The sequence below is a fragment of the Halopseudomonas phragmitis genome (assembly GCF_002056295.1).
Taxonomy (GTDB): Bacteria; Pseudomonadota; Gammaproteobacteria; order Pseudomonadales; family Pseudomonadaceae; genus Halopseudomonas; species Halopseudomonas phragmitis.
This window is the reverse complement of record NZ_CP020100.1, coordinates 2,402,135-2,425,616: the sequence shown is the minus strand read 5'-3', so window position 1 is coordinate 2,425,616 and position 23,482 is coordinate 2,402,135. Positions and strand designations below refer to the sequence as shown.

The 23,482-nt window shown below is 51.3% G+C and carries 20 protein-coding genes; 2 read left to right on the top strand and 18 right to left on the bottom strand.

All coding sequences use genetic code 11. The features are described from left to right. Window positions 1–2 precede the first annotated feature (2 nt). The 15 genes from BVH74_RS11185 to BVH74_RS11115 all read right to left on the bottom strand — a co-directional run bounded on the left by BVH74_RS11185 (window position 3) and on the right by BVH74_RS11115 (window position 17,030). On the bottom strand, window positions 3–677 hold the full coding sequence (locus BVH74_RS11185; protein WP_080050149.1) for an HAD family hydrolase: 675 nt from the start codon (window positions 675–677) through the stop codon (window positions 3–5). After that, a complete protein-coding gene (locus BVH74_RS11180) occupies window positions 674–1,414 on the bottom strand; it encodes a 3-deoxy-manno-octulosonate cytidylyltransferase (protein WP_080050148.1) in 741 nt (246 codons plus the stop codon). Before BVH74_RS11180 ends, BVH74_RS11185 begins: the two co-directional genes overlap by 4 nt. An 8-nt stretch (window positions 1,415–1,422) precedes the next feature. Beyond that, window positions 1,423–3,036: an aldolase catalytic domain-containing protein gene (locus tag BVH74_RS11175; protein WP_080050147.1), complete on the bottom strand. Its 1,614-nt coding sequence runs from the start codon at window positions 3,034–3,036 to the stop codon at window positions 1,423–1,425. A gap of 11 nt (window positions 3,037–3,047) precedes the next feature. After that, the gene (locus BVH74_RS11170; RefSeq protein WP_080050146.1) at window positions 3,048–4,244 is read right to left on the bottom strand and encodes a hypothetical protein; all 1,197 of its coding nucleotides are present in this window, start codon (window positions 4,242–4,244) and stop codon (window positions 3,048–3,050) included. After that, window positions 4,237–5,091, bottom strand: a complete 855-nt coding sequence (locus BVH74_RS11165) for a glycosyltransferase family 2 protein (protein WP_155121711.1) — start codon at window positions 5,089–5,091, stop codon at window positions 4,237–4,239. Before BVH74_RS11165 ends, BVH74_RS11170 begins: the two co-directional genes overlap by 8 nt. A gap of 42 nt (window positions 5,092–5,133) precedes the next feature. Beyond that, complete coding sequence (locus BVH74_RS11160; protein WP_080050144.1) at window positions 5,134–5,874, bottom strand: glycosyltransferase family 2 protein; 741 nt, start codon at window positions 5,872–5,874, stop codon at window positions 5,134–5,136. A 71-nt stretch (window positions 5,875–5,945) separates the two neighbouring features. Continuing rightward, window positions 5,946–7,514, bottom strand: coding sequence for a sulfotransferase family protein (locus tag BVH74_RS11155; protein ID WP_177344527.1), 1,569 nt, complete (start codon window positions 7,512–7,514; stop codon window positions 5,946–5,948). A gap of 11 nt (window positions 7,515–7,525) precedes the next feature. Then, window positions 7,526–8,887 carry an ABC transporter ATP-binding protein gene (locus BVH74_RS11150; RefSeq protein ID WP_080050142.1) on the bottom strand — a complete coding sequence of 454 codons (1,362 nt, stop codon included), beginning with the start codon at window positions 8,885–8,887 and terminating at the stop codon, window positions 7,526–7,528. After that, window positions 8,887–9,684 (bottom strand): ABC transporter permease, encoded by a 798-nt coding sequence (locus BVH74_RS11145; protein ID WP_080050141.1) that lies wholly within the window; start codon window positions 9,682–9,684, stop codon window positions 8,887–8,889. Before BVH74_RS11145 ends, BVH74_RS11150 begins: the two co-directional genes overlap by 1 nt. 8 nt (window positions 9,685–9,692) lie before the next feature. Further along, window positions 9,693–10,676, bottom strand: coding sequence for a GDP-L-fucose synthase (gene fcl / locus BVH74_RS11140; protein ID WP_080050140.1), 984 nt, complete (start codon window positions 10,674–10,676; stop codon window positions 9,693–9,695). A 26-nt stretch (window positions 10,677–10,702) separates the two neighbouring features. Further along, window positions 10,703–11,824 carry a GDP-mannose 4,6-dehydratase gene (gene gmd / locus BVH74_RS11135; RefSeq protein WP_080050139.1) on the bottom strand — a complete coding sequence of 374 codons (1,122 nt, stop codon included), beginning with the start codon at window positions 11,822–11,824 and terminating at the stop codon, window positions 10,703–10,705. Window positions 11,825–11,889: 65 nt separating this feature from the next. Beyond that, complete coding sequence (locus tag BVH74_RS11130; protein ID WP_080050138.1) at window positions 11,890–13,011, bottom strand: glycosyltransferase family 4 protein; 1,122 nt, start codon at window positions 13,009–13,011, stop codon at window positions 11,890–11,892. Window positions 13,012–13,032: 21 nt separating this feature from the next. Then, window positions 13,033–14,469, bottom strand: coding sequence for a mannose-1-phosphate guanylyltransferase/mannose-6-phosphate isomerase (locus tag BVH74_RS11125; protein WP_080050137.1), 1,437 nt, complete (start codon window positions 14,467–14,469; stop codon window positions 13,033–13,035). Window positions 14,470–14,727: 258 nt separating this feature from the next. Continuing rightward, window positions 14,728–15,231 (bottom strand): transcription/translation regulatory transformer protein RfaH, encoded by a 504-nt coding sequence (gene rfaH / locus BVH74_RS11120; protein WP_080050136.1) that lies wholly within the window; start codon window positions 15,229–15,231, stop codon window positions 14,728–14,730. A 287-nt stretch (window positions 15,232–15,518) separates the two neighbouring features. Continuing rightward, the gene (locus tag BVH74_RS11115; RefSeq protein ID WP_080051704.1) at window positions 15,519–17,030 is read right to left on the bottom strand and encodes an MBL fold metallo-hydrolase RNA specificity domain-containing protein; all 1,512 of its coding nucleotides are present in this window, start codon (window positions 17,028–17,030) and stop codon (window positions 15,519–15,521) included. 165 nt (window positions 17,031–17,195) lie between these two features. Here BVH74_RS11115 and BVH74_RS11110 point away from each other — a divergent pair, with 165 nt between their 5' ends. Together BVH74_RS11110 and BVH74_RS11105 are read left to right on the top strand one after the other, a co-directional pair. Beyond that, the gene (locus BVH74_RS11110; protein WP_177344526.1) at window positions 17,196–18,257 is read left to right on the top strand and encodes a polysaccharide biosynthesis/export family protein; all 1,062 of its coding nucleotides are present in this window, start codon (window positions 17,196–17,198) and stop codon (window positions 18,255–18,257) included. Between the two features lie 31 nt (window positions 18,258–18,288). Further along, complete coding sequence (locus BVH74_RS11105) at window positions 18,289–18,672, top strand: VanZ family protein (protein WP_119701879.1); 384 nt, start codon at window positions 18,289–18,291, stop codon at window positions 18,670–18,672. Between the two features lie 7 nt (window positions 18,673–18,679). Here BVH74_RS11105 and BVH74_RS11100 read toward each other — a convergent pair whose 3' ends face one another. From BVH74_RS11100 to BVH74_RS11090, 3 genes are all read right to left on the bottom strand, one after another. Then, window positions 18,680–20,017: a DEAD/DEAH box helicase gene (locus tag BVH74_RS11100; RefSeq protein WP_080050133.1), complete on the bottom strand. Its 1,338-nt coding sequence runs from the start codon at window positions 20,015–20,017 to the stop codon at window positions 18,680–18,682. Between the two features lie 162 nt (window positions 20,018–20,179). After that, window positions 20,180–21,550 carry a DUF1329 domain-containing protein gene (locus tag BVH74_RS11095; protein WP_080050132.1) on the bottom strand — a complete coding sequence of 457 codons (1,371 nt, stop codon included), beginning with the start codon at window positions 21,548–21,550 and terminating at the stop codon, window positions 20,180–20,182. Window positions 21,551–21,574: 24 nt separating this feature from the next. Next, the gene (locus BVH74_RS11090; RefSeq protein WP_080050131.1) at window positions 21,575–23,377 is read right to left on the bottom strand and encodes a DUF1302 domain-containing protein; all 1,803 of its coding nucleotides are present in this window, start codon (window positions 23,375–23,377) and stop codon (window positions 21,575–21,577) included. Window positions 23,378–23,482 lie beyond the last annotated feature (105 nt).

Sequence of the window (23,482 nt, the reverse complement as noted above, 5' to 3'; positions counted from 1 at the left end):
CTTCAGCCATTTAGCTCACGAGTATCACCACCTAACAGGTCCTTGAGTGCATCTATTACAGGCAGGCGATGCTCAGCGCAGTAGTCAGCATGCCCTTTAAACTCGCTCCAACCGCGAATGAACAAGAAATCAATCCCGGTTAAAGCTGCGGCAACATGATCATAGCGGCTGTCACCGAGGAAAAGCGCGGGTCTCACAATATTCCGTCTTGCTATCTCACGCTGAAGAATTTCCTCCTTGTTATCCGGGCTGCCATAAATACCACCGTCAAATAACTCAGAAAGCCCACGAGACTCGAACACCTCACGCAGCTCTGATTGATCTCCCCCAGAAACTATTAACCACCTGCTATTACAAGTCATTTCTCGGAGTTCAGCTAACCCGTCAGCCACCTTGCATTTAAGCAGCCCCTGACGAACCTCCGTTGCGTAAGCATTAAGCAAGCTGCCAAGATCAGGGCCAACCGCATCATTAGCGACAACCTCGCTCAGCAAATATTCAAACTTTTTGTAGCGCGATATTCCACCATTTGTCGTATGGAAACGCTGTAACTCATCAGCAGCAACTGAGCCGTATGGTAGAGCAGCATTATAAAAAGCTTGAGTCTTGACTTTGTTGGAGTCGAGCACAACACCATCGCAATCGAAAACTAGTGTCTTATAATCAGTTATCTTCATAGCCCATGCACCCGCCTAAGTGCAGCTTCTACAGGTGCGACGTCATCCGGTACATCTACAGCCAGACTTCCGCCTGAAGACTCAACCATCAACACAGGGTTATCCATTTCTAGGAAGCGAAGAATTTCGATATCCTCACAGGATTCCAGAGCGCTTTTCCGGCCAAACGTTTGAAATGCCAAGAGCTCTTGCCTGGTGAACCCATAAATACAGACTTGTTTTTTGTAACGTGCCGGCGCATTCTTTTCGTCCTTATAGCCGGGAAGCGCCTTGCGAGACATATAGACAAGGCGACCTTGCTCATTAGTGATGACTTTGGGAATATTGACACTATCAGGATTTTCTTCTTCCGAAATCCAACAGTAAGTATTGATAATTGTATCCATGTGCTCGATTTTCGTGTCGCGCACCTTGCAAATGTCTATTGGGTCGATAACCGCCTCATCGCCCTGCACATTAATATAAATATCGGCATCAATTTGCTTTGCGGCCTCTGCTAGGCGATCAGTACCCGTCAAAGCCGCCTCGCCAGTCATCACTGCTGAAAATCCAGCCTGTTGGACAACCCCTGAAATACGCTCATCATCCGTTGCAACATAAACATTTTCTTTACCAACAGCCTTTGCAGAGAGCTCCGCCACCCAAAGAATCATAGGTTTTCCTAACAGCGGAACCAAGGGTTTACCTGGAAAGCGCGAGGACTTATAGCGAGCAGGAATTATTACTACAGTTTTCATAATATTAATTAGATAGCGTAAACGGATTTAGTGGGGATGGTGTATCGCGTAGGTGTTATAGAACAGAGTTCTACGCGCTGTTCCAATGCCATGTAGGCACCAAGTAGGGATTGCATTTCAGTGGTACGGGGATCATCAGCAGTGTAACCATCAAAACCTGCCAATATGACTCGGGATGCTTTGCCACTATTGGCAACGGCCAGTGCATAAGCAATCACCAATGAGCAAGGCAATACGCAGTAAGTCTCAGCAAAGGCGAAGGTCTCTTTCTGTACACCTAAACCAAAATCCAGCAAAGGTTTTCCAGCCAACGAGTACTGCACATCCTCTGGCAGCATACTTGCCGGAGTAATCAACGGCTGAGGTAGGCGCGTATGCTCGGCACAGTCAGCCAACAAGCGTACCGGGTGGCAAGCCACTCGAGCATCGATCAGCTCAGCAGCAACCATCGACTGCGTATTTAGCGCCATAACGAAGGGGCGGGCATGACGAATATAACGCTCGAGCGCGCAACGGTGCGCCTCAACTCCCGGTCCAGACCCAAGAATCAATACTTCACGCCCAACCAGAACCTCTGCAGGGTGCCACTGGCCTCGCGGGTTACCTTGGTAAAAGTGACGCGCTGCATCTAACGTATGTGCACTGAACTTCTTACCACCCTCAACCCGCAAATGCTCAATAACAGCCAGAATATCCTCCTCGTTGTAACGCGAGTCACTAAGCATCTCCTGGATATAAGTCGGATGAATGCCATATTTGCCGGCTAAATAATAGAAAGCATTGGTGCCCCAGCCACACTGCTGCTGCATGGGCAGAAAGAACTTTCGGATTAGACCCATTAGCGGAGTGATATTAGGCTTAAGATGCCCATGGTCAGCCAGCTCCAGCACCAGATACTCCGTTTTGGCATTACCAGGCCCACGCCCCATTCCGGTAACAGTCGCATCAAGCCAGGTAACTCCATCGTCCATCGCCCGCAGGCTATTCTGCAAGGCAAACCCCATGTTGTCATGGGTGTGAATACCCAAAGGGCCTTGCCAAAGCTTACGAAGCCAACGGATGATCTGTGAGCACTGATCAGGCCCCATACTGCCCATGCTGTCAGCAAAATACAGCACATCTAATGGCCATTTTAGTGCTTCCTCAGCCAGTGCCTCGACTTCCTCCTGGCTGCGATCAGCCACCTGCATCAGGTTGAAGCCAACAGAAAACCCCCGCTCCTTTAACCAGGCACTGGCAGGCAGTGCCTTGGAAAACTCGTGAACATGGCAGGCAATACGCACCAGTTTCACTCGAGAATTTTCCGCATCAACTGGGAACAACTTCTCAAGCACCAAGTGCAAGTCAGTGTTAGGGTCTACCAGCTCAACAGCATTGACCATAACGCCTAGTGTTAGGTTGTCCGGCACCTGCAAGGTGCTAACAAACTCCTCGGTAGTAAAGGCACAAGCCCCCTTAAAACCATCATTACGCAGTGATCGCAGCCCCAGCTCAACGTAACTCACACCGAGTGCGGACATAGCCTGGAGATAATCGTTGACCAGCCCATGATCAAAGTTCCAGGCGTTATAATAACCGCCATCACGAAGGGTGCAGTCCAAAATTATCACGTCACTCTTCATTCCAACCCTCCTCATAGCCGCTCATAAAGAGCGACAGCACGATCATTTTTTAGCGCAGAAAAAAACTCGCCATACTTCTCTAATGATTCATCTCCAAAATATGCAATATATTCATTAGATAAAGATCGAAAATCTGTTTCTCTTGCCGCGCCCATCACTTTACGCAAGTCATCTATCGAGTCAAATACAAGATCATCAGGAAACGTAACGCAAGGAATATCGGACAAAAATTTAAAAACCGGAACCCCTAAAACCATCATTTCATGCAACAACGAACTCGTATGCCCAACCACAAAAACAGAGCCATCCAAGTCTAAATCTGAGACGCAGCCGGCACATAGATCAGCATAAAACCTCCTATTGTTACCGGGATGGTATCGAACATTCATTATTAGATCTTTGCTCTTTGCGTATTCAACCATCAGCCCGAGCATTTCTACATTCTGTTCCTGAAAAACATTTTGATCCAGAACCACTGTAAAGTACTTAAGCCCCTCAGCCTTGCCCTCCTCTCTAGCCTTCTTAACAGGAGAAGATACAGCAACACTCGGCTTTCCGCAGATTACGACCTTTCGATTGTCACCTGAGCGGCAAATTAGCTCAGCAGTGTCACGCCCCCATGCAAGAAAATACTCCGAGGGCTGATGAAGATAATTAATAACATTCACTGTTGGGTAATCGCGATAGTCTGCATACAACCCATGCTGTAACGTAACTGTCTTCTTTCCTTTTCTTCTAAAATATTGCGCAAGGAGGTTTTCTGTCGGCTGCATGTCCGCAAAAAGCACTAGCACACCAAACTCGAACTTTGAAACAGCAGCTAGAATCCTATAATAAAAACACAGCCGCAGATAAAGAAAAACCCTCTCATAAAAGCTATCTGCCTTAAACGAGAAGAACCTTGGCAATAGCTTAAAAACAACCCAGAAAGCTCTGAGCGCAGGCTTAGATGACTTTCTTATGTAATCCTCAACTATTACCCTTTCACCCGAACCAACCGACGAAGCAACATCTGAAAGCAGGTTTTTATAGTCTCCTCGCACCAAGCTACGAAAAAACAGAAACTCACAAGAACGACACTCCGGAAACCTAAAGACTGTAAAAAATAGATTCTTTATTGCAACAAGAAGATTCCCTCTTCGCCCTATACCCGCCCTTTGGACAAGACCGTAGCGATCAGCATAAAGAACCTGATCATAATCAATCATGATAAGCCCTCATAAGCCTTTCAATCGTCCCGGACTCATCAATATATTCTTCTGGGTGATAATCCCAATAACCAACGTGTTTCAAGTAGTTCTTATAGTTATTTTCAGGGTACGCCCGCCCTTTCCATTTCTCTATTAGCCTCAGCCTATCCTCTACCTTCTTAGCATCATTATTAGCAGCACGCAATTCGGGTGTTGCTTCGAAATAATGTTCAACAAATGACTTCGGAGAAGGAATGCAGGTATACCCATGATCTTTTATCTTTAAGACAAGATCAGTATCTGAAAAATAGAAGTGATAGTTCTCATCACAATAACCAGACTCTTCAAGAGCTTGCTTCAAAAAAATACCATGATTAACGTATAGATTACCAACATTCACCGCAACAGCATATTTCTTACGCAGAGGGTAGTCCCTAAAATAAAACGCAACAGCCCCTAACCTCTCTCCCAGCGAGAGCCTCTCTTCAAACAGGTCAAGGCCATTATTTATAGCTCCAGGAACAATTAATGAATCATCACTGAGCATACATACAAACTTCCCTGATGCAGCCCTAAATCCCAAATTCATGAAATAAGCCCAAGGCTTTCGCTGAATCTTCTTACCTAGCCACTCACCGCGATTGTGCTGTACTATTGTGATGACATCTTTCTGTTCAAGCAGCCACTGCAACGTGCCATCAGTAGACCCTCCATCAATAACAATTATCTCAAGCGCCTTACCAGAGAGCTCGTCCCTTACCGCCTGAATACATAGACGAATCATCTTAAATCGATTAAAGCTACCAATAACAATTGAAATATATGGCTTATGCCTTGGTTCAAGATCAAAAGAAGAGTCACTCACACGCACCTCCCAAAAACACTCTTACAAACTTTACAACCTCACTTATTCAACAACCTTCAAAGCCAACCCCCTACCCACCTCTAAGAATTTTTTAAAATAAACATTTCTCGAAATAACTTCCTTGTCTGATGTATTATCAAGAAGAACCTTCAAAACCTCGAGATACGGGCGAAGACCAGATTCGCTTAGGCCGCCTGCTTCAAATTCGCAAATAGGGAAATCAACAAATTCAAACACAACCCCTTGCATGTAAAGACGTACAAACAGGTCATAATCAGCAGCAAACTTATAAGTCTCATTAAAGCCAAAAATTTTTAATATATCTCTTCGCACAAAAGCAGCCTGGTGCCCAAAAGGCATGCGCTCAAAAATTGTGGTGACAGGCTTTGATCTCTGCAAAACTCGGCCGTCATTAGCTGTCACATAATAGCGATCACCATACATCACACCAGCATCACCTTTCAGAGACTCCGCAACTTTAGAAAGCACAAACTCGTCAACAAAAACATCCCCAGCATTCATAAAGCTTACCCATTGCCCAGTTGCCAACGAGACCCCTTTATTCATCGCCTCATAAATACCGGAATCAGGCTCACTTATCCAAGCAGAGACTTCACTTGTATTTTTTTTTATAACATCAAGAGTACCATCAGTAGACCCCCCGTCTACAATTATATATTCCACACCGTCAAAAACCTGAGATAAAACGCTATCAATTGTCTTCTGAAGTGACTCTTTCGCATTACGCACAACTGTTACAACTGAAAATACAGGCTTTCCCACCTCACCCCCCCCTTATAACCGTTAAACAGTTCAAATACCATTACGCTTTCCCAAGAAAGCAAAACAAACTCTTATTCACGATCACGGACAGCCCTAAACTTAACTAACAAATCCCTATAAGCATTAATCTTTTTTCGTGGACTAAACAGTAATTTATGCGCCACAAGTTCTTCCTTCGCATCAAGCAACACATCTAGCACCTCTTCAAGTCGTTCTGTCCGTGCACATTTTTCTTCTATTTCCCTTTCTTTTTCCTGGATCTCTTTAACGCTTTCCTTCAACAATCCTTCAAGGACATCGACCTTGCTTTGCACAGACTCTAGGTCTTCATCCCTAGCCCCAATCAGTTTTTCTTTCTCTTCTAGCTGTTCAGCAAACTCCTGCAGCTTTTTAACCTGAGCCTTACCCTCTTCAACCAACACCTGAATCTGGTCATCCCGAGCTCTGTTCTCTTCTCTCAATGCTCGGAGTTGCTCATCCCTGACCTTGATGTCCAGTTGGCACCCTTCAATTCTGGAGTTTTTGCTGGCTATCAGTTCGTTAAGGTCTTTGTTTAGCAGATCCTTTCCTTGAACTATCTTGTGAAAATCATCTATACGTATATCTTTCTGTTTTAGTAGTTCTCGGGACTCATTAAGCCGATCTTCGACAATTTTATTTCTATCTCGTAGGCTTCGGACTGTATTGTTCAACGTCGCCAGTTGTTTTCGGGCATCTTCCAGCAAACCTTTCTCACTGCGCATCAAACTACGCCACGACAGCTTGATATCATCAGGGTGCGAATAGGTCTCACGAGCCTCCTTCAGTTGAGCCTCCAGTTGATCAGCATCGTAGCCCAGTTGTTCCAAGCGGTCCTTGCCCAGCCACTGGAAATACTCAGCAATCACTTTATACGACTCCGGATTGCTCAGTTTGTTTACCCACTCATCCGCATGCACAGCATCCGGAGAATCTTTCTCATATACTGTTTTCGGATCGCCGTACAACCACTTCTCCGCTGGAGCCTTGCCGTAGTTTATGCACTGAGGATCGAAGTCCAACTCCAAAAAATCAAAAAGCAAACGGGCCTGGTCTTCAGGACTCGCCAACAGCTCCTCGTAATAAACACAGTAAGTATTTGTATAATTTGAAAAATCACGCGTCAGAAATTCCAGACCTTGTTCAAGATCACTCTTGTAGCCCTTTAAAAGCTCGAAGCGCCCCTTGACCCAAGTTTCTAAAATGGAATTCAAAACCGCCAGCGGGTTACGATAAATAATAATAAATTTTGCGCGTGGAAAAGTACGTTGCAGCTCATCAAAAACTTCATAGTAGCGCGGTGTTTTATCGAGAAAGCGTGACTTACCACTGGACTGCAAATACGGTTCATACATAGACAAATAGCAAGACTGTATATTCTGGTAGTAAAGACTTTCCCCATCCTCGCCCATACCAGAGATAAAATCATGCACACCATCTGCCGCCAACCGCGCATTATAGGTAGTCTGAATATTATCGTTCTTTAGCGCATAGAGTGGATGTAACATCAACCATGGCTCGGAGCGCGTATAGATTTCACTGTGAGTTCCTAGTATTTTCTGCAGCATGGTCGAACCACTGCGGGGTAGTGAAATCATGAAAATCAGTTGGTCATCACGCATATCTAGCCCTCTTAAAGCATTTCCCATTCAGGGGCTTGCCCCATATCGACTATACCGCGCGCAATCCTTTTATTATCAACGATCACCTTGATCACGGCCGCATCAACCATGCGAGTAAGGAATACCGGCTCACCACCTACTATTTCGGCCACCCCAGCATTTGTATAAAAGTGACCCGCGAGCAATGAACAAAGGAATCGCCACTGAACTCTTATGTTTTTACCGGCAGGTATGCTTTCAATCAAGCCATTCACATCATAATGAAGCGACGCTGCTGTGATTGGCAAACCATGAACATCCTTTATTTGCATACCTAATGAGATATTGCGTGCAGCGTCTTTGAACCTTACGCTGTACACATACAAGTACTCCTCTCCGCTAACCAAGACATTTACACGTTTACCTGAAAGAGTCGTAAAGTGAGGATCGATAATCTCAGCACGATCCGAGGCATAGTTAACCGTAGACTTTGGAACCAACCCTTTAACGTAATAAGCTTCAAGTTTTTCCGCGGTGGCGATGGCGGCTGACGACTCTAGCAAAGCCTCTGAATTTTCACTAACTCGCTCATCAATAGACGGTGCTTCCTGCGCATTAAAAGCCTTTATCTCAGACAGTATGGCAGCCCTGTCTTTTTCTTTAGCGAAAATCAGCTTCTCATAAAATTTGGTTACTTCTTTCGGCACAGAGTCAAGGATGATACCGCCATCATGTATAAGTACCGCTCGATTACAAAGTTTGTTCACAGCACTCGCATCGTGTGAAACAAAAAGGACTGTCTTGCCTGCATTGAAAAACTCCTCCATTTTTGCAAAACACTTGCGCTTGAAGACGGCATCCCCCACGGCGAGCACTTCATCAAGAATAAGGATATCAGGTTCAACATGGACAGCCACTGCGAAACCAAGCCTGGACTTCATACCGCTAGAATAAGTCTTTACCGGCTGATCAATGAATTCGCCCAACTCAGCAAACTCGATAATTACCGGGGTCAGGGCGTCTATCTCCTTTGCTGACAGCCCAAGGATCGTAGAGTAGAAACGGATATTCTCTCGTCCGGTAAACTCTGGATTGAAGCCCGCCCCCAGTTCGAGCAACGCCGTGACCTTGCCATGGACGCGAATTTCACCACTATTAGGTGTCAACACACGCGATATCAACTTGAGCAACGTCGATTTACCGCATCCATTACGCCCGACAATCCCCAGGATCTCGCCCTTTCTTACATCGAGGCTCAAGCCACGAATAGCATAAAAATCCTCGTGGTACTTTTTGCCAAATGGGTGCAAAGCCTCTTTCAGGCGGTCCCTACTAACTTTGTACAGTTTGTAGAACTTGGAGACATCCCGGATGGATATAACAGGCTGCTCCATCACACGACCTCCGCGAAATGAGGCTTCAACCTGCGATATACCATCGTACCCAGGGCGAGCAGAAGCAGAGTAATTGACCAGAAGATTAAGCCCTCCTCCGGACGCTGCCAGAAATAATGTGATCCAGTAATGCTGTCGCGATAGCCCGTGACCAGGTAATAGACCGGATTGAGCTTGGCTATCCACTGGTACTGCTGAGGGACCTGAGCAATGCTCCAGAATATTGGTGTCAACCACAGGCCAAATTGAGTGACGATGCCAACCGCGTTGCGAATGTCCTTCACAAACAGGCTGGTGGATGAAGTAATCCAACCCAGCCCAATGAGCAAGGCCGCCATGCACAGGTAGTAATACAGCAGTTGCAGGCTGTGCACCCCCGGAGGATAGCCACTCAAGCTGGCAAGTACCAGCAGCAACGCAATGAGGACGACATGCGGTAGCAGGGAGCCCAGCAGCTTGACGAAGGGCAACACGCTGAGCCTGAAATCAACCTTCTTCACCAGAAATGAATAGGCACTAATGACTCCGGTGATAGACGACAGGTTGGCCGCAAAATACAGCCAACAGACCATCCCACTCAGCAGGTAGAGCCCGAAAGGCAAACCATCCAGTACGGCTCCCTGGCGAAAGCCCAGAGTGAAAACGCCATACAGTACGCCGATGTACAGCAGGGGTTGTAAGTAATTCCAAACGAACCCGAGATAAGAGCCCTGGTTCTGTTGTTGATAGTCGCGCCTGGCCAGTTCAAAGATCATGCCTTTGAACCGAACCAGGTCTTTCACGAAACCATAAAGCATCGAACGCCTCAAAGCCTGATGGCTTCATCATCCAGATTGTCAACATACCATTGGTACGCCGATGCGAGCCCTTCCTTGAGCTCAATCTTATACTGCCACCCCAGAGCTCTCAGGCGATCAACGTTCATTAGCTTTCTCGGCGAACCATCCGGCTTACTGCTATCGAAGATGATCCGCCCCTTGTAACCAACAACATCAGCAAGCGATTCGGCAAGCTCGCGAATGGTTACATCACAGCCGGTACCAACATTGATGTGCGAAAGCATAGGTTGAGTATTGGCCTGATAGATCTCGGCATCAAGGTTCATCACATGGATGCAGGCTGCAGCCATGTCATCAACATGTAGAAATTCACGCATTGGTTTGCCAGTACCCCAGATAACAACTTCTTCCGCGTCATTGCGCTTTGCATCGTGAAAGCGGCGAATCAGAGCAGGAATGACGTGACTATTTTCCGGGTGATAGTTGTCGTAAGGGCCATAAAGATTGGTCGGCATCACCGAACGATAGTCAGTACCGTGCTGGCGGTTATAGGACTCGCACAGCTTGATCCCAGCAATTTTGGCGATTGCATAGGGCTCATTGGTACTTTCAAGCGTATCGGTAAGCAAGGCGCTTTCCTGCATGGGCTGACTAGCCAGCTTGGGGTATATGCACGAGCTACCAAGGAATAGCAACTTCTTCACACCAGCAGTAAATGCTTCATGTATGACGTTGCATTCGATCATCAGGTTTTCGTAGATAAAATCGGCTGGGTACTCGTTATTGGCATGGATACCGCCCACTTTGGCGGCAGCTAATACAACGTATTCAATGCTATCTTCTGCAAAGAAGGCCCGAACATCGCCCTGAGAGGTCAGATCAAGCTCAGCATGGGTACGAGTCACGATATTTTCATAGCCCTGCGCACGCAGCTTTCTGACAATAGCCGAACCGACCATGCCACGGTGACCGGCAACATAGATACGAGTAGTAAGGGGAAGTGTGATCATTAGACTCTGCTCTCTATGCTCGCCAATCACTCATGGTAGGACATGATCTGGTACCCGTTTTCCTCGATTAGCGCGTCGCGCTGTGCAAGCTTGAGGTCTTCGGCAACCATCTCAGCGACCAGTTCTTCGAATGTGATTTTAGGCTCCCAGCCCAGTTCGCGCTTGGCCTTGCTAGGATCACCCAGCAGCGTTTCAACCTCAGTCGGACGATAGTAGCGAGGATCCACACGCACGATAACATCACCTGCATTCATGCCAGTGACGGCTTGATTATCCACGCTCTTGACCACACAGATTTCTTCTTCAGCCTCGCCACGCCATTCTACGGTGACGCCAAGCATACGTGCGGAGGTTTCTATAAATTGGCGTACAGAATACTGGCGACCGGTAGCAATTACATAGTCGTCCGGTGTTTCCTGCTGCAGCATAAGCCACTGCATTTCCACGTAATCACGAGCATGCCCCCAGTCGCGCAAGGCACTCATGTTCCCCATATAAAGACAGTCCTGAAGACCCACAGCGATACGAGTCAAGCCACGGGTGATCTTGCGGGTCACGAAAGTTTCGCCGCGCAGCGGTGATTCGTGATTAAACAGGATGCCATTGCAGCCATAGATGCCGTAAGCCTCACGATAATTGACCGTCATCCAGTAAGCAAACTGCTTGGCAACCGCGTACGGCGAGCGCGGGTAGAACGGCGTGCTTTCCTTCTGCGGAATCTCTTGTACTAAGCCATAAAGCTCGGAGGTCGAAGCTTGATAGAAACGAGTTTTCTTTTCCAAACCGAGAATACGAATGGCTTCTAGAATTCGCAGGGCACCTAGTGCATCCACATCTGCCGTGTACTCTGGGGACTCAAAAGACACAGCAACATGGCTCTGGGCTCCAAGGTTGTAGATTTCATCGGGCTGACACTCCTGAATAATTCGCACAAGATTACTGGTGTCAGTCAGGTCGCCATAATGCAGGACGAAATTACGATTTTTAGTATGTGGGTCTTGATAAAGACCATCAATACGATCCGTATTGAAGGATGACGAGCGGCGTTTAATGCCATGAACGATGTAGCCCTTGTCCAGAAGGAACTTGGCAAGATAGGCGCCGTCTTGTCCAGTAACGCCAGTGATAAGTGCAACTTTATGGGTCATGCTTCCTTCCTTTTACTATCGGCCCGAGGCCGCTATCAATTCGATGAGTAGTACCTACTTTCTTGCTATTCTGATTTAGCGGCTAGCAGCTCGGCATATAAATCAGCGTAGCTCTGCGCCATGCGGCTTGCAGTAAACAGCTCCCAGTAACGCGCTTGCGCTTGAGCCCCCATGGTGACTGCACGCTCTTGGTTGTCCCAAAGCATATCCATAGCTGCTCTGAGTAGTGCAGAGTTACCGGGGGGAACAACCAAACCTGTCTGATCGTGGGCATTGATAAAGCTGGTTCCCGTTCCGATTTCGCTTGAGATCATCGGCTTGCCGTACATTGCACCTTCTAGCAAGGAAATGCCGAAGGCCTCAGACCTTAGATTTGAAGGAAAGGTGACCCCGTAACAGAGCTGCAACAGTGCTACCTTGTCTTCCTCAGGCAAGGCCCCGGTGAAAAAGACATTATCCAGCCCGTCATGTAGGGCCTGCTCTTTGAGATCTTGCTCTACCGGGCCAGTGCCAACAATCACCAATGTGTAATCGGCGCCTTTCATAGCCTCCAGAAGGATATGCAAGCCCTTGTAATAGCGCAGAACACCGACGAATAGAAAAAAACGCTCGCCAAACCGGTCACGCCAAAGCGCAAGAGTATCAGCCGAAGGCGCAGGATAAGCAGCCTTATTGATGCCGATAGGGATAACTTCAACTTTATCGAGGTGCTTGCTCAGAACTTGGCTAGTGCTTACGTAATTTGGGGAAGTAGCAACAATGCGGTCCACACTCCTCAAAAACCTATCCATCAAGGGGCGATAAAGCTGCAGCAATAAAGCCTGACGGACAATATCTGAGTGGTAGGTCACAAGCGTTGGTTTCTGGATATTAGAGACGAAATGCACAAGATCCATGAAAGGCCAAGGAAAGTGATAATGAACGATATCAGCTTCACTGGCCAAGTCCTTGAAGCGTGAGAACGCAGACAGGGAAAAGCCTGTCGACGCAATTTCGAAGTCCATTTTTGCCTTGTGAGCAGTATGGCTACCAATACTCACGGGCTCTGAATTATTACCTCTACTCAATGAAAGAACGCTGGAGACTACTCCATGTTCTTTAACGCCAGAGGCAATCTGATAAATGACCTGCTCTACCCCTCCAATCGACTCGGGGTAGTAGGTCTTGTAAAAATGCAAGACCTTCATGTATCACTCTGCATGCTTGACTCAGGCACGACCGTAGTTATCTTCAAATCGAACAATATCGTCCTCGCCTAAGTAATCACCGCTTTGTACCTCAATCAACACGAGGTCTATAACACCGGGGTTCTCTAGCCGATGCTTGTGACCGGCGGAGATGAAGGTAGATTCGTTGGTATTGAGCAGCAACTCGCGCTGATCATTAACCACACGCGCCATGCCACTGACTACAATCCAGTGTTCGCTTCGGTGATGATGCATTTGCAAAGACAGAGATGCACCAGGCCTGACAACAATACGCTTGATCTTGAAGCGCTCGCCTTCTTCCAGGGTAGTGTAGGTTCCCCAAGGCCGGTGAACGGTACGATGTAGCAAGTGGGCATCATGACCGCTCTTCTGGAGTTGGCTGACGATGTTTTTGACCTCTTGTGCATGGTTCTTGTGTGCTACCAGCACAGCATCGGGAGTGTCTACGACAATCAAATCGTCCACCCCAACCAACGCAGTAAGGCGCTCAGGGCTTCGCACGTAGTTATTGCGCGCATCATGAACTAATACCTCGCCCTCCAAGCGGTTTCCGGTATCATCCGCTGCTGTGAGCTCGCTCAAAGCATTCCAGGAACCGATATCGCTCCAGCCGATATCGCAAGGTACAGTGGCTACCCTATCAGAACGTTCCATCAACGCGTAGTCGATAGAAATATCCGGCACTTCGGCGAAGTGCTTGACATTCAAGCGCAGGCAGCGGTGCATATCCCCTTCACTGAGTTGCGACTGTTCGAGAGTTACCCGTATGGCCTCAAGCACATCCACTGCGTGCTTACGCAACTCATCTAGAACGCTTCCAACGCGAAAGCAAAACATACCAGAGTTCCAATAGTAGTTCCCAGCTGTCAGGTATTCCTGAGCAGTAGCAAGATCAGGCTTCTCAACAAAACGCTGCACTTTCAAGCCGTCGCCCAGCGGCATATCAGTGTCTGCTTCGATATAACCGAAACCGACTTCAGGATACTCAGGCTGAATTCCAAAGGTCACCAGCCAACCATCGGCAGCCAAAGTCTGAGCCTTGCTGACAGCCTTGGCAAAGGCTGGCTGATCAACAATCAAGTGATCTGCAGCAAGCACTAGCATCTGGGCGTCCGAGCCGTATACGCTCTCCAACTCCAGCGCAGCAGCAGCAACAGCAGCTGCAGTATTACGACCGAAGGGCTCTAGTATAAAACTCAGAGGACTGCGAACCTTACGAGCCCGCAAATACTCGTCCTCGGTCTTGAAGAACAGCTCCTGGTTGGTAACTGTCATCACCTCGGCCACATTATTAAGACCCGTAGCTCGCAAGAAGGTTTTCTGAATCAGGTTTTGTCCATCCGGCAGCAGCATAAACGGCTTTGGGTGGGTCTTTCTGGATACTGGCCAGAGTCGACTGCCAACACCACCAGACATTATTACAGGTATCAATTTCACTTCTAGTTCCCTTTATAACCGCGTGCATGCCCCTACCGCCTCATGATTTTCAGCCATCAAAACGGCCCCGGCGGCACTTATTCAGCTATTCAGCCACGCACAATATATGCCTCTAGACTGGACTACTTCTAGCACGCTACCGCCCCAAGATTAAGCGTCATTTTCTTGAGGACAGGTATTGAGCAAATTGTCATGGACCATAAGGCCCTACCTGGAACTGACCCCAATTCCAGAGAAAAATTCAGAAACACTCTGTGATCAAGCTATCGATTTGAGCGCGCCCAGCCTGATTTTTACGGCTTGCTCACGCTGAAGCAGGGTAAGGAGAATCACTGCGCGCTCTTCGCCATCACAGCAGTTGAAAATTGCTGTGAGGTCTTTCAGCGGGCCTTCAGTGATAACGACTGAATCACCATGCTGAAACAGGGGCTTGGCCCCCACTTGCGCCAGGCGGGCTTGAATGCCATCGATGATGGGTGAGGAAATAGCTACCGGCAGACTGCCAAAAGTGACAAGCCGGCGCACACCTCGGGTGGAGCGGATGGAATACCAACTGTCAGTCAACTGACAGAGGTTGATGAACAGATAACCAGGGAACAAGGGCTCTTGAACCAACTGGCGCTTTCCATGCCTGATCTTTTCCGTCCAGCACAGCGGCAACAGGCATGCGAATCCCTGCTTGCGCAGGTTTTCTTCAGCACGAAGCTCCTGACGGGGCTTGCACTGTATCAGATACCATTCCGAGCTTGCTGTATTCGACATTCTTGCCTTCTAGCGCAGGCTTTGAGCCACTGCGTGTTAAGCCTTTGCTTCGAAACCGGGAACAAGCTGATCCCTTTTATAAAGCGACTTACACCCTGATAAGGAGTGTCTTAGCTCGGAATGTTACACGGCTTCTGTTGTGTTACAAGGCTTGACAAGACCATTTGCCTGAACATTCTGACGGGTTGCAGAGCCATGACCTTGGCCACGCAAGCCATAATGCCTCACAAACATTAAATGGATATCAAAAAAACATCATCAGGCTAAAAATGACCACCAGCCACTCACTAAGGGATAATAATTTTCATTTCCTTGCATTTATCTTCAGCGTGCTGTTTCAGCTTTCTGGCCAACCCCTCCTTCGCCTCAGGATCACCATGCACCAGCCGTACTTCACTGGGCCAGTGGCGCATGCGGGTGATGAAGTTCACCAGGCCTTTCTGGTCGGCATGGGCGGAGTAGCCGCCCAAGGTGTGGACGCCAGCCTTGATCTGGATGCGCTCTCCTTCCAGGTTGACATAACCACCGCGTGGGCCGTGCTGTTGGATGGCGTGACCGGGGGTGCCTTTGGCCTGGTAGCCGACGAAGATCACGTCGTGGCGAGGGTCACCCAGCATGGCCTTGAGGTAATTGACGATGCGCCCGGCGCTGCACATGCCGTTGCCGGTGATGACAATGGCGGGCTGGCGGGTGTGAGCCAGGCGATTGACCATGGCCAGGTGTTGGGCGTGGGTTTCGACGGTGAGCAGGTTGTCGAAGGCCAGGGGCTTGCGGCCATTGGCGATGCGCTTGAGGGCTTCTTTGTCCCAGTAGGGTTTGAGTTGTCGGTATAGGGCGGTGAAGCGGCTGGCTAGTGGGGCGTCGAGGATGATGGGTAGGGTTGGCCAGTTGGTGGGTAGGTGCTGGGAGGCGGGAGCATCTGCTCCCGCTCTGGACTTACGTGCATCCCCGTCCTGGAGCAGATGCTCCAGGCTCCCAGGGGGAGTAGCTGTTTGCGCTGTGCATGAGTGGATTATGTCTTCCAGCTCGTAGAGCAGTTCCTGGGTGCGGCCAATGCTGAATGCGGGAATGAGTACGGTGCCGCCATCGGCCAGGGCATGTTCCAGTACTCGCTGAAAGCGTTGGCGGCGGCTGCGGCGGTCTTCATGCAGGCGGTCGCCGTAGGTGCTTTCCAGCACTACGGTATCGGCGCGCCAGGCATTGCCGGGTGCTAGTAACAAGGGCGCGTGCGGGGCGCCCAGGTCGCCGGAAAAGACGATCCGTTTGCTGCGGTTTTCGTTGGGGTAATGTACGTCGCATTCGACCCAGGCCGAACCCAGGATATGCCCGGCGGGTTTGAAGCGGATGCGACAGCGCAGGTCGTCCCGCCCAATCACTTCAATCCATTGGGCATAGGGCTGGCCTCGCAGCATCGGCTGAACCATGCCAACAAACCTGCTGGCCAGCTCACGGTCACGCTGCACGCCAACCAGGAAGGCATCCTCCAGCACGGTGGGCATCAGCATGGCCGAAGGCTCGGTACAGTACACAGGCCCCTTGAAGCCGGCAGCGATCAGCCAGGGCAAGCGGCCAATATGATCAATGTGTACGTGGGTGGCGATCAGGGCCTTGACGCTGTCGAGTTTGAATTCGATGACAAGGCTATGGGCTCCAGCTCCTTGAACGGAGCTTTCCACGCCTTGAAACAGGCCGCAGTCGATCAGCAGGCTGTCTTTGGCACTCAACCAGAGCTGATGGCAGGAGCCGGTAACGCCCTGCGTGGCGCCGTGATGCTCGATGAAGGGGTAAGTGGTTGTCATGCCGGGCACTCCCTGTGCGTCGTCGGTAAGCGGCAAGTGTATGTCATTGCGCCATACCGCAGAGTGCGCCAGTGCACGCTTTGTCGATTCGGCATGCCAGCCAATACGGGTTACCATGTTGCCCCTGAATTTCAGCAAGCAACCGGACGAGGCCAGGAGCACCTCATGTTTTCTTATCGCCTATGGACAGTCATTACCACCGCCGTTTTGCTGCAAGCCTGCGCGCTGGCGCCTGGTCTGCATCAGCCAGCCGTTGGCCGGATGGATGCCGAAGCCCAGTTAATCAGCATTGATCAGGCACTGATTCAGCAGCAAGCCTCCCCTGCGCAGGCACAGTTGCCACAAGAATTACTCCAGGCTGAGCCACAGCCTTACCGGCTCGGGCCACTGGACGAGCTGTACATTACCGTGTGGGATTATCCCGAATTGACCGTGCCTGGCGGCGCAGAGCAACAGGGCGGGGTCAATGTGCGGGCCGTTGATGCCAACGGCGTGTTGTTTTTCCCCTTTGTTGGCCAGATTCGCGCCAGCGGCCTGACTCCGGCGCAGCTTCGTCACGCACTGACCGAGCAGTTGTCACGCTTTATCGACAATCCCCAGGTGGATGTGCGCCTGGCTCAGGCCAATAGCCGCCGCGTGCTGCTGGGTCCGGGCTTCAACGGCAGAGCGAGCCTGCCACTACCCGGCCAGCCACTGTCACTGCATGAAGCGTTGCTGGAGTTGGATTATCAGGCCAAACCACAGTATTTGCTGACGCTGACCCGTGATGACACGCGCTACGAACTGCCGGCAGAGGCCGTGCAGTCTGCCGCCGCAGCTCAATTGTTATTGCGCGCTGGCGACCTGTTGAATCTTGAACGCTTGGAATACAAACCGGTCACAGTGTTGGGCGAGGTACAATCTCCCCGGCAACTAGGCTCCGAGCAGAACCTGACCCTGTTGCAGGCTCTGATGAGTGCTGGCGGTTTGTGCCAGGATGCGGCGGACCCGCGGGCAATCTGGGTCATGCGTGATGCTGGCGAATACACCCAGCGCTTCCACCTGGATGCGAGCGCCCCCGAAGCCCTGCTGCTTGCCGGTGATTTCAGGCTGAAGGCTGGTGATCTGGTGTTTGTTGGTGCAACCGGCCTGACTCGCTGGAACCGCACGATCAGCCAGATGCTGCCGACCCTGTCGCGCCAGGAAGTGATTGTGCCCGTTGACGATATCCGGAGTAATGACGATTGATGCACTCAGTTGGCAGTTTGGTGGGTAGACCATGTGGCTAAGGATTGTGCGGTACTGGCTGGCCTTTCGCCCGATGTTCAAGCTGCTGTTTTTCCTGATGCTGTTGTTGGCACTGTATCTGGGCATGCGCCCTACTCCGGCACCAGCCACTTACCACTGGCAAAGTGATCTGTACCATGCTGTCGGGCTGTTTGCTTTGACGCTGGTGAGCTATCTGGCGTTTCCGCGCTGGTATTGGTGGCTGCGAGGGCTTTTGCTGTTTGGTGTTGGTGTGCTGATTGAGTATGTGCAGTCATTCCACCCCATGCGGGTGGCAGACTGGAATGATCTGTATGCCAACGGCGCTGGTATCGTTGCCGGGTTGGTGCTGATCGGTGGCTATGGCTACCTGTGCCGGCGGCGGCTACACAGGTAGCCGACACTTAGCGGCGTTTGGGTGGGGCCAGACCGTCGGGGCTGGCAACCACCTGGCCCTGGGGCGCGCCTGACGGCTTGCGCTTGGCAGCGGGCTTGGCCGCTTTGGGCTTCTTCGGCTTGGCGGTTTTCTTGTCGGCCTTTTTCTTCTTGGCGCCAACGGGTTTGCCAGATGCCTTGACCTTCTTCGGCCCCTTGAAACTGCCGGGCACCTCCTTGACCACCCGCCGCTCGAACTGACGGCGCAGATAGCGCTCAATGCTCGACATCAGGTTCCATTCATGAGGTGTCACCAGCGAAATTGCCAGCCCTTCGGCCCCGGCCCGGCCGGTACGCCCGACCCGGTGCAGGTAATCGTCACCACTGCGCGGCATATCAAAATTGACAACCAGATCCAGATCATCGATATCCAGGCCCCGCGCAGCCACGTCAGTCGCCACCAATACGGCAAACTGGCCCTGCCGGAAGCGCTCGATCGCCTGCTTGCGGTCTTTCTGATCCTTCTCGCCATGCAGCACATAGGTGCGGATGTCCGCTGCCCGCAAGACGCCGTTCAGCCGGTCAGCCATGACCCGGGTGTTGGTGAAGACAATCACTTTGCCGGCGTTCTCATTGGCCAGCAGCCACTTGAGCAGCGCTTCCTTGTGACTGTTGTCATCGGCTGGGACCACCTGCTGACGGATAGCCGGGGTGTCGTCACGAATGCTGTCCAGCTCAAGCCAGCGCGGCTCTTCAAGCACTTTATCGATCATCCGGCGCAGGCCGGCATTGCCCTTGGTGGCGGAACACAGCAGGGTTTGCGGTTGACCGCTGCAAGCTTCAGCCAGGCGGATAACGTCGTCGCTGAAGCCCATATCAAGCATGCGGTCGGCTTCATCGATTACCAGGGTACGAACCTGGGTCAGATCCAGGTTGCTGGCGGCCAGTTGCTCAAGGGCACGGCCTGGGGTGGCAATGATGATATCCGGGTTCTTGCGCAGCTTGGCCGCCTGCACCTTGAAGTCTTCACCGCCGATGACCAGTTCGGCCTTGAGAAAGGTAAAACGGGCCAACTGCTGGGCATCATCAAGGATCTGTTTGGCCAATTCACGGGTCGGTGACAAAACCAGAGCCCGAGGTGCCAGGGGCTTGCTCTCATCGAGCTGCAATTGCTGCAGGATCGGCAGCAGATAGGCGGCAGTCTTGCCGCTGCCGGTACGGGCAATGATGTAGAGATCGTCGCCATCCAGGGCGGCCGGGATGGTCGCTTGCTGGACGGCAGTAGGCTCTTCGAAGCCAAGGGCATCGATGGCTTTGAGGATACGTTCGTGCAGATTGAATTGGCTGAACTGGGATTGGCTGGACAAGGCGACAGAGCTCTTTGATGGTCACGGAAGTTGCCGGGAGTTTAGCAGATTGTGGCCTAGGTCACCGTAGAGAGCGCTGTTTGCGACCTGCGAGCGCAAATAAAAAAAGGGGCATCCGAGGATGCCCCTTAAAACCCAAACATCTATGAGCAGCTTTAGACCTTAACGCACACCTGCAGCACGCAGAGCGGCCGGGGTGAACTGGTTGTAGGTCGGTACAAAGTCGAACTGCGGTGCAGACACCTCTTCGGTGTACATACCCAGCGCGATGTAACGACCAGCCAACAGGTCATACAGGGTCTCGATCGAGTAACCCGGCAGCTTCTGCTTGTAGTTGAAGGCCAGGTGACCCTCACCTACGCGCCACAGCGTGCCACGACCATCGTAGTGGTCAGCCAGGGTGATCATCCAGGAATCCTCATCTACGAAGAAGTTACGCTGAGCGTAGATGTGGCGCTGACCCTGCTTGACGTTGCCCTGCACTTCCCAAACCCGGTGCAACTCGAAACGGGTGTGTTCCGGGTTGATATGGCCGGCCTTGAGCACATCGGCGTACTTCACGTCACGATCGGTCATCCGGTAGCTGTTGTAAGGAATGTAGACTTCCTTCTTGCCAATCAGCTTCCAGTCGTAACGATCTGGTGCGCCGTTGTACATGGCGAAGTTGTCGGAAGTACGCATGCCGTCCGAAGCGGTACCTGGGCCGTCATAGGCAACCTGCGGGGCGCGGCGTACACGACGCTGACCAGCGTTGTATACCCAGGCCATGCGCGGCTCTTTCAACTGATCCAGGGTGTCGTGTACCAGCAGCACGTTACCAGCCAGACGCGCCGGTGCGTTTACACGCTGCTTGAAGAACAGCAGGGTGTTGGGCATGGCCGACTCGTCAACATCCGGCATGTACTGCGGATAACCGACTTCTTCTTCCAGCTTGATCAGGGTGTAGGAGCCGTTGGTCTGCGGCATGGCCTGCATATACCAGCGCTTGATGTTCACCCGGTAGCGGGTGTTGTGGTTCCAGATTACCTCGGCGCCAGCCTTGGGAATCGGGAAAGCAAACACGCCATGACTGAAGTTTTCGATCCCGTCACCGTTGTTGACCAGACGCGCCTGACCAGCAGTTGCCTTGACCTGATCATAGACGTACTGCGGATAGCCTACGGTCCGCTGCGACTTGTAGATCGGCATGCGGAAAGTTTCCGGATAGCGCTCGAACATAGCGATCTGGCCGGGGCTCAGATTGTCGCGATACTGCTGGTAGTTCTGAGCAGTAATCACGAATTCCGGCTGTTCACCCGCAAACGGGTTGGTCTGGAAGTTGTCAGCCAGAGCCTGACCGGCATCCGGGCCCAGGCCACCAGTCCACTCGGGAATGGTGCCTGCAGCGTTGCCGGCACGCTCGGCGCCGACCGGCGTCAGGGTATTGCCCAACTGGGCAATTTCCGCAGAAGTGACGCCCTGCGCCATGACGCTGGTTGCCAACAGGCTCAGGGCCAATCCACCGGCACCCAGAAGAGTTGTTTGTTTACGCATATTATGGTCTCCAGTGGCCAGTTATCAGAAGCTTACACCGACGCTGAGGGCGAGGAAGTCGCGATCAACGGCAGTGTTGTACTTACCATCAAAGAAGTTGGTATAGCTGATACTGGCGTTGTATTTGTTGGCGTAATCGGCGTTCAGACCCAGGCTGATAGCTTTGGCATTTTCAGTGAAGTTCGGGCCATAACCATCGACATCATGCGACCAGCTGATGCTCGGGCTCAGGTTGATACCAGCGAACACGTTGCTGTAATCCAGCGCAGCACGCAGACGATAGCCAGACGACCAGCGAGTCATGAAACCATCGTTCTCACACCAGCTTGCAGCCTTGGGCGAACCACCAACCGGAGTCCCCTGGAATGAAGAGCACTGGCCGGGCGGAAGAACACCAGCACCGCCGTCACCTTCCACGAACGGGCTTTGGCCGAACAGTGAGTCACGACCGAACTTGAGATCACCGATACCAGCGATGTAGTTGACGCCCACTTCACCCACCAGCGACAGGCGGCTGGCACCCATTACGCGCTCGATGAAGTGAATTGCGGTGATTTGCGCCTGATACACTTCTTGGCGCTCATAGCCGCTGATCTCATCACCAACCCCAACCTGCAGACCACGGTGAGTGTTGTCTTGGCCGGTTGCCGGGTTAACCAAAGCGGTACGGCTCATATCCCCTGTATTGAGCTGCAGAGGCATGTTCGGGCGATAGCTCAATTCACCGCTGAGCGCAGTACCGCCAACGTTGGTCTGGAAGCTGACACCATACAGGCGAATATCTTCCGGGTACTCGAAGAAGTAACCAGCCGGACCATTAACACCATCAAGACCCGTAATCGGGTTACCTACTCCCGGCGGCAAGCCTGCAATGTTGGAATAGTACGGCGCACGGCTGTGATAGTTCATGGCAAAGAACCCGAACTCGGTATCATTCAGTGCCGGTACGAACCAGCGCAGGGCAACACCGAATTGGCCGCTATCGGAAGCGTCACGGTCTTTTTGCGCGCGGACGATATAGGTTCCCGGAGGCTGCTGGCCCTGCGGGAAGTCTTGACCTGCAACAACCAGGCGGTCAAGACAGCCAGTTGCCAGGGTATCGGCACCGAAGAAAGTACCGCAGTTATCGATTGCCGAAGCATGCCACTTGAGCTGGTAGAAGGCTTCCAGACTCAGGCTGTCGGTCAGACCCTGAGAGATATAGAGCATTTCAACCGGCATCAAGCCTTCTTTGATTTCCGCACCAGGGCGACGGAAAGCAGCTACGTCGATCGGGTTAATCGAGTTGATCGAGTTGCCAATGAAGGTACTTTCACCCCAGCTTACGACCTGACGGCCAATACGGATGTTGCCTGGGTTATTGCCGATAAAATAGTTGTGATAGAAAAATGCATCCAGCAGCGCAACACCCGACCCTTTGACCAGCGGCGGACGCCCCCGATCGCTGATATCGTAGAAACGCTGACTGCCGTCTTTGGTCTCGAAGTCGTACCAGTACTTGCCGCGGAAAAACGCGCCAGAGTTCTCGTACTTCATTTCCAGGTCATGAACGCCACGGAAGATCTTGGAGAACCAGTCACCAGACTTGTAGTTCTGACGACCATCATCCGAGGTCCGTGCCGCAGCCTGACCACCATTGGCGACCCCAATGAAACGTTTGTCCGCATTTTGGGTGGACATACTGGCACCAACCGACAGGGTGGAGTCGAATTGGGCATCAATCGGGCCGATGTTGAAATTGGCGGCGTTCGCTGAGCCGCTGAAGCTGGCCAATCCAATTGCCAGGGGCAATGCCGCGAGCGACCAAGCATGCATTTTTTTTGTCATTGTGCTGCTCCGTTAGAGTGAATCATGGACGCCAGACCTCTGGGAGGTGTCTGGCATCGGGATTTAGTCTGTCACGGCGCGCGGAGTTGTTTTGACCGATTAGGA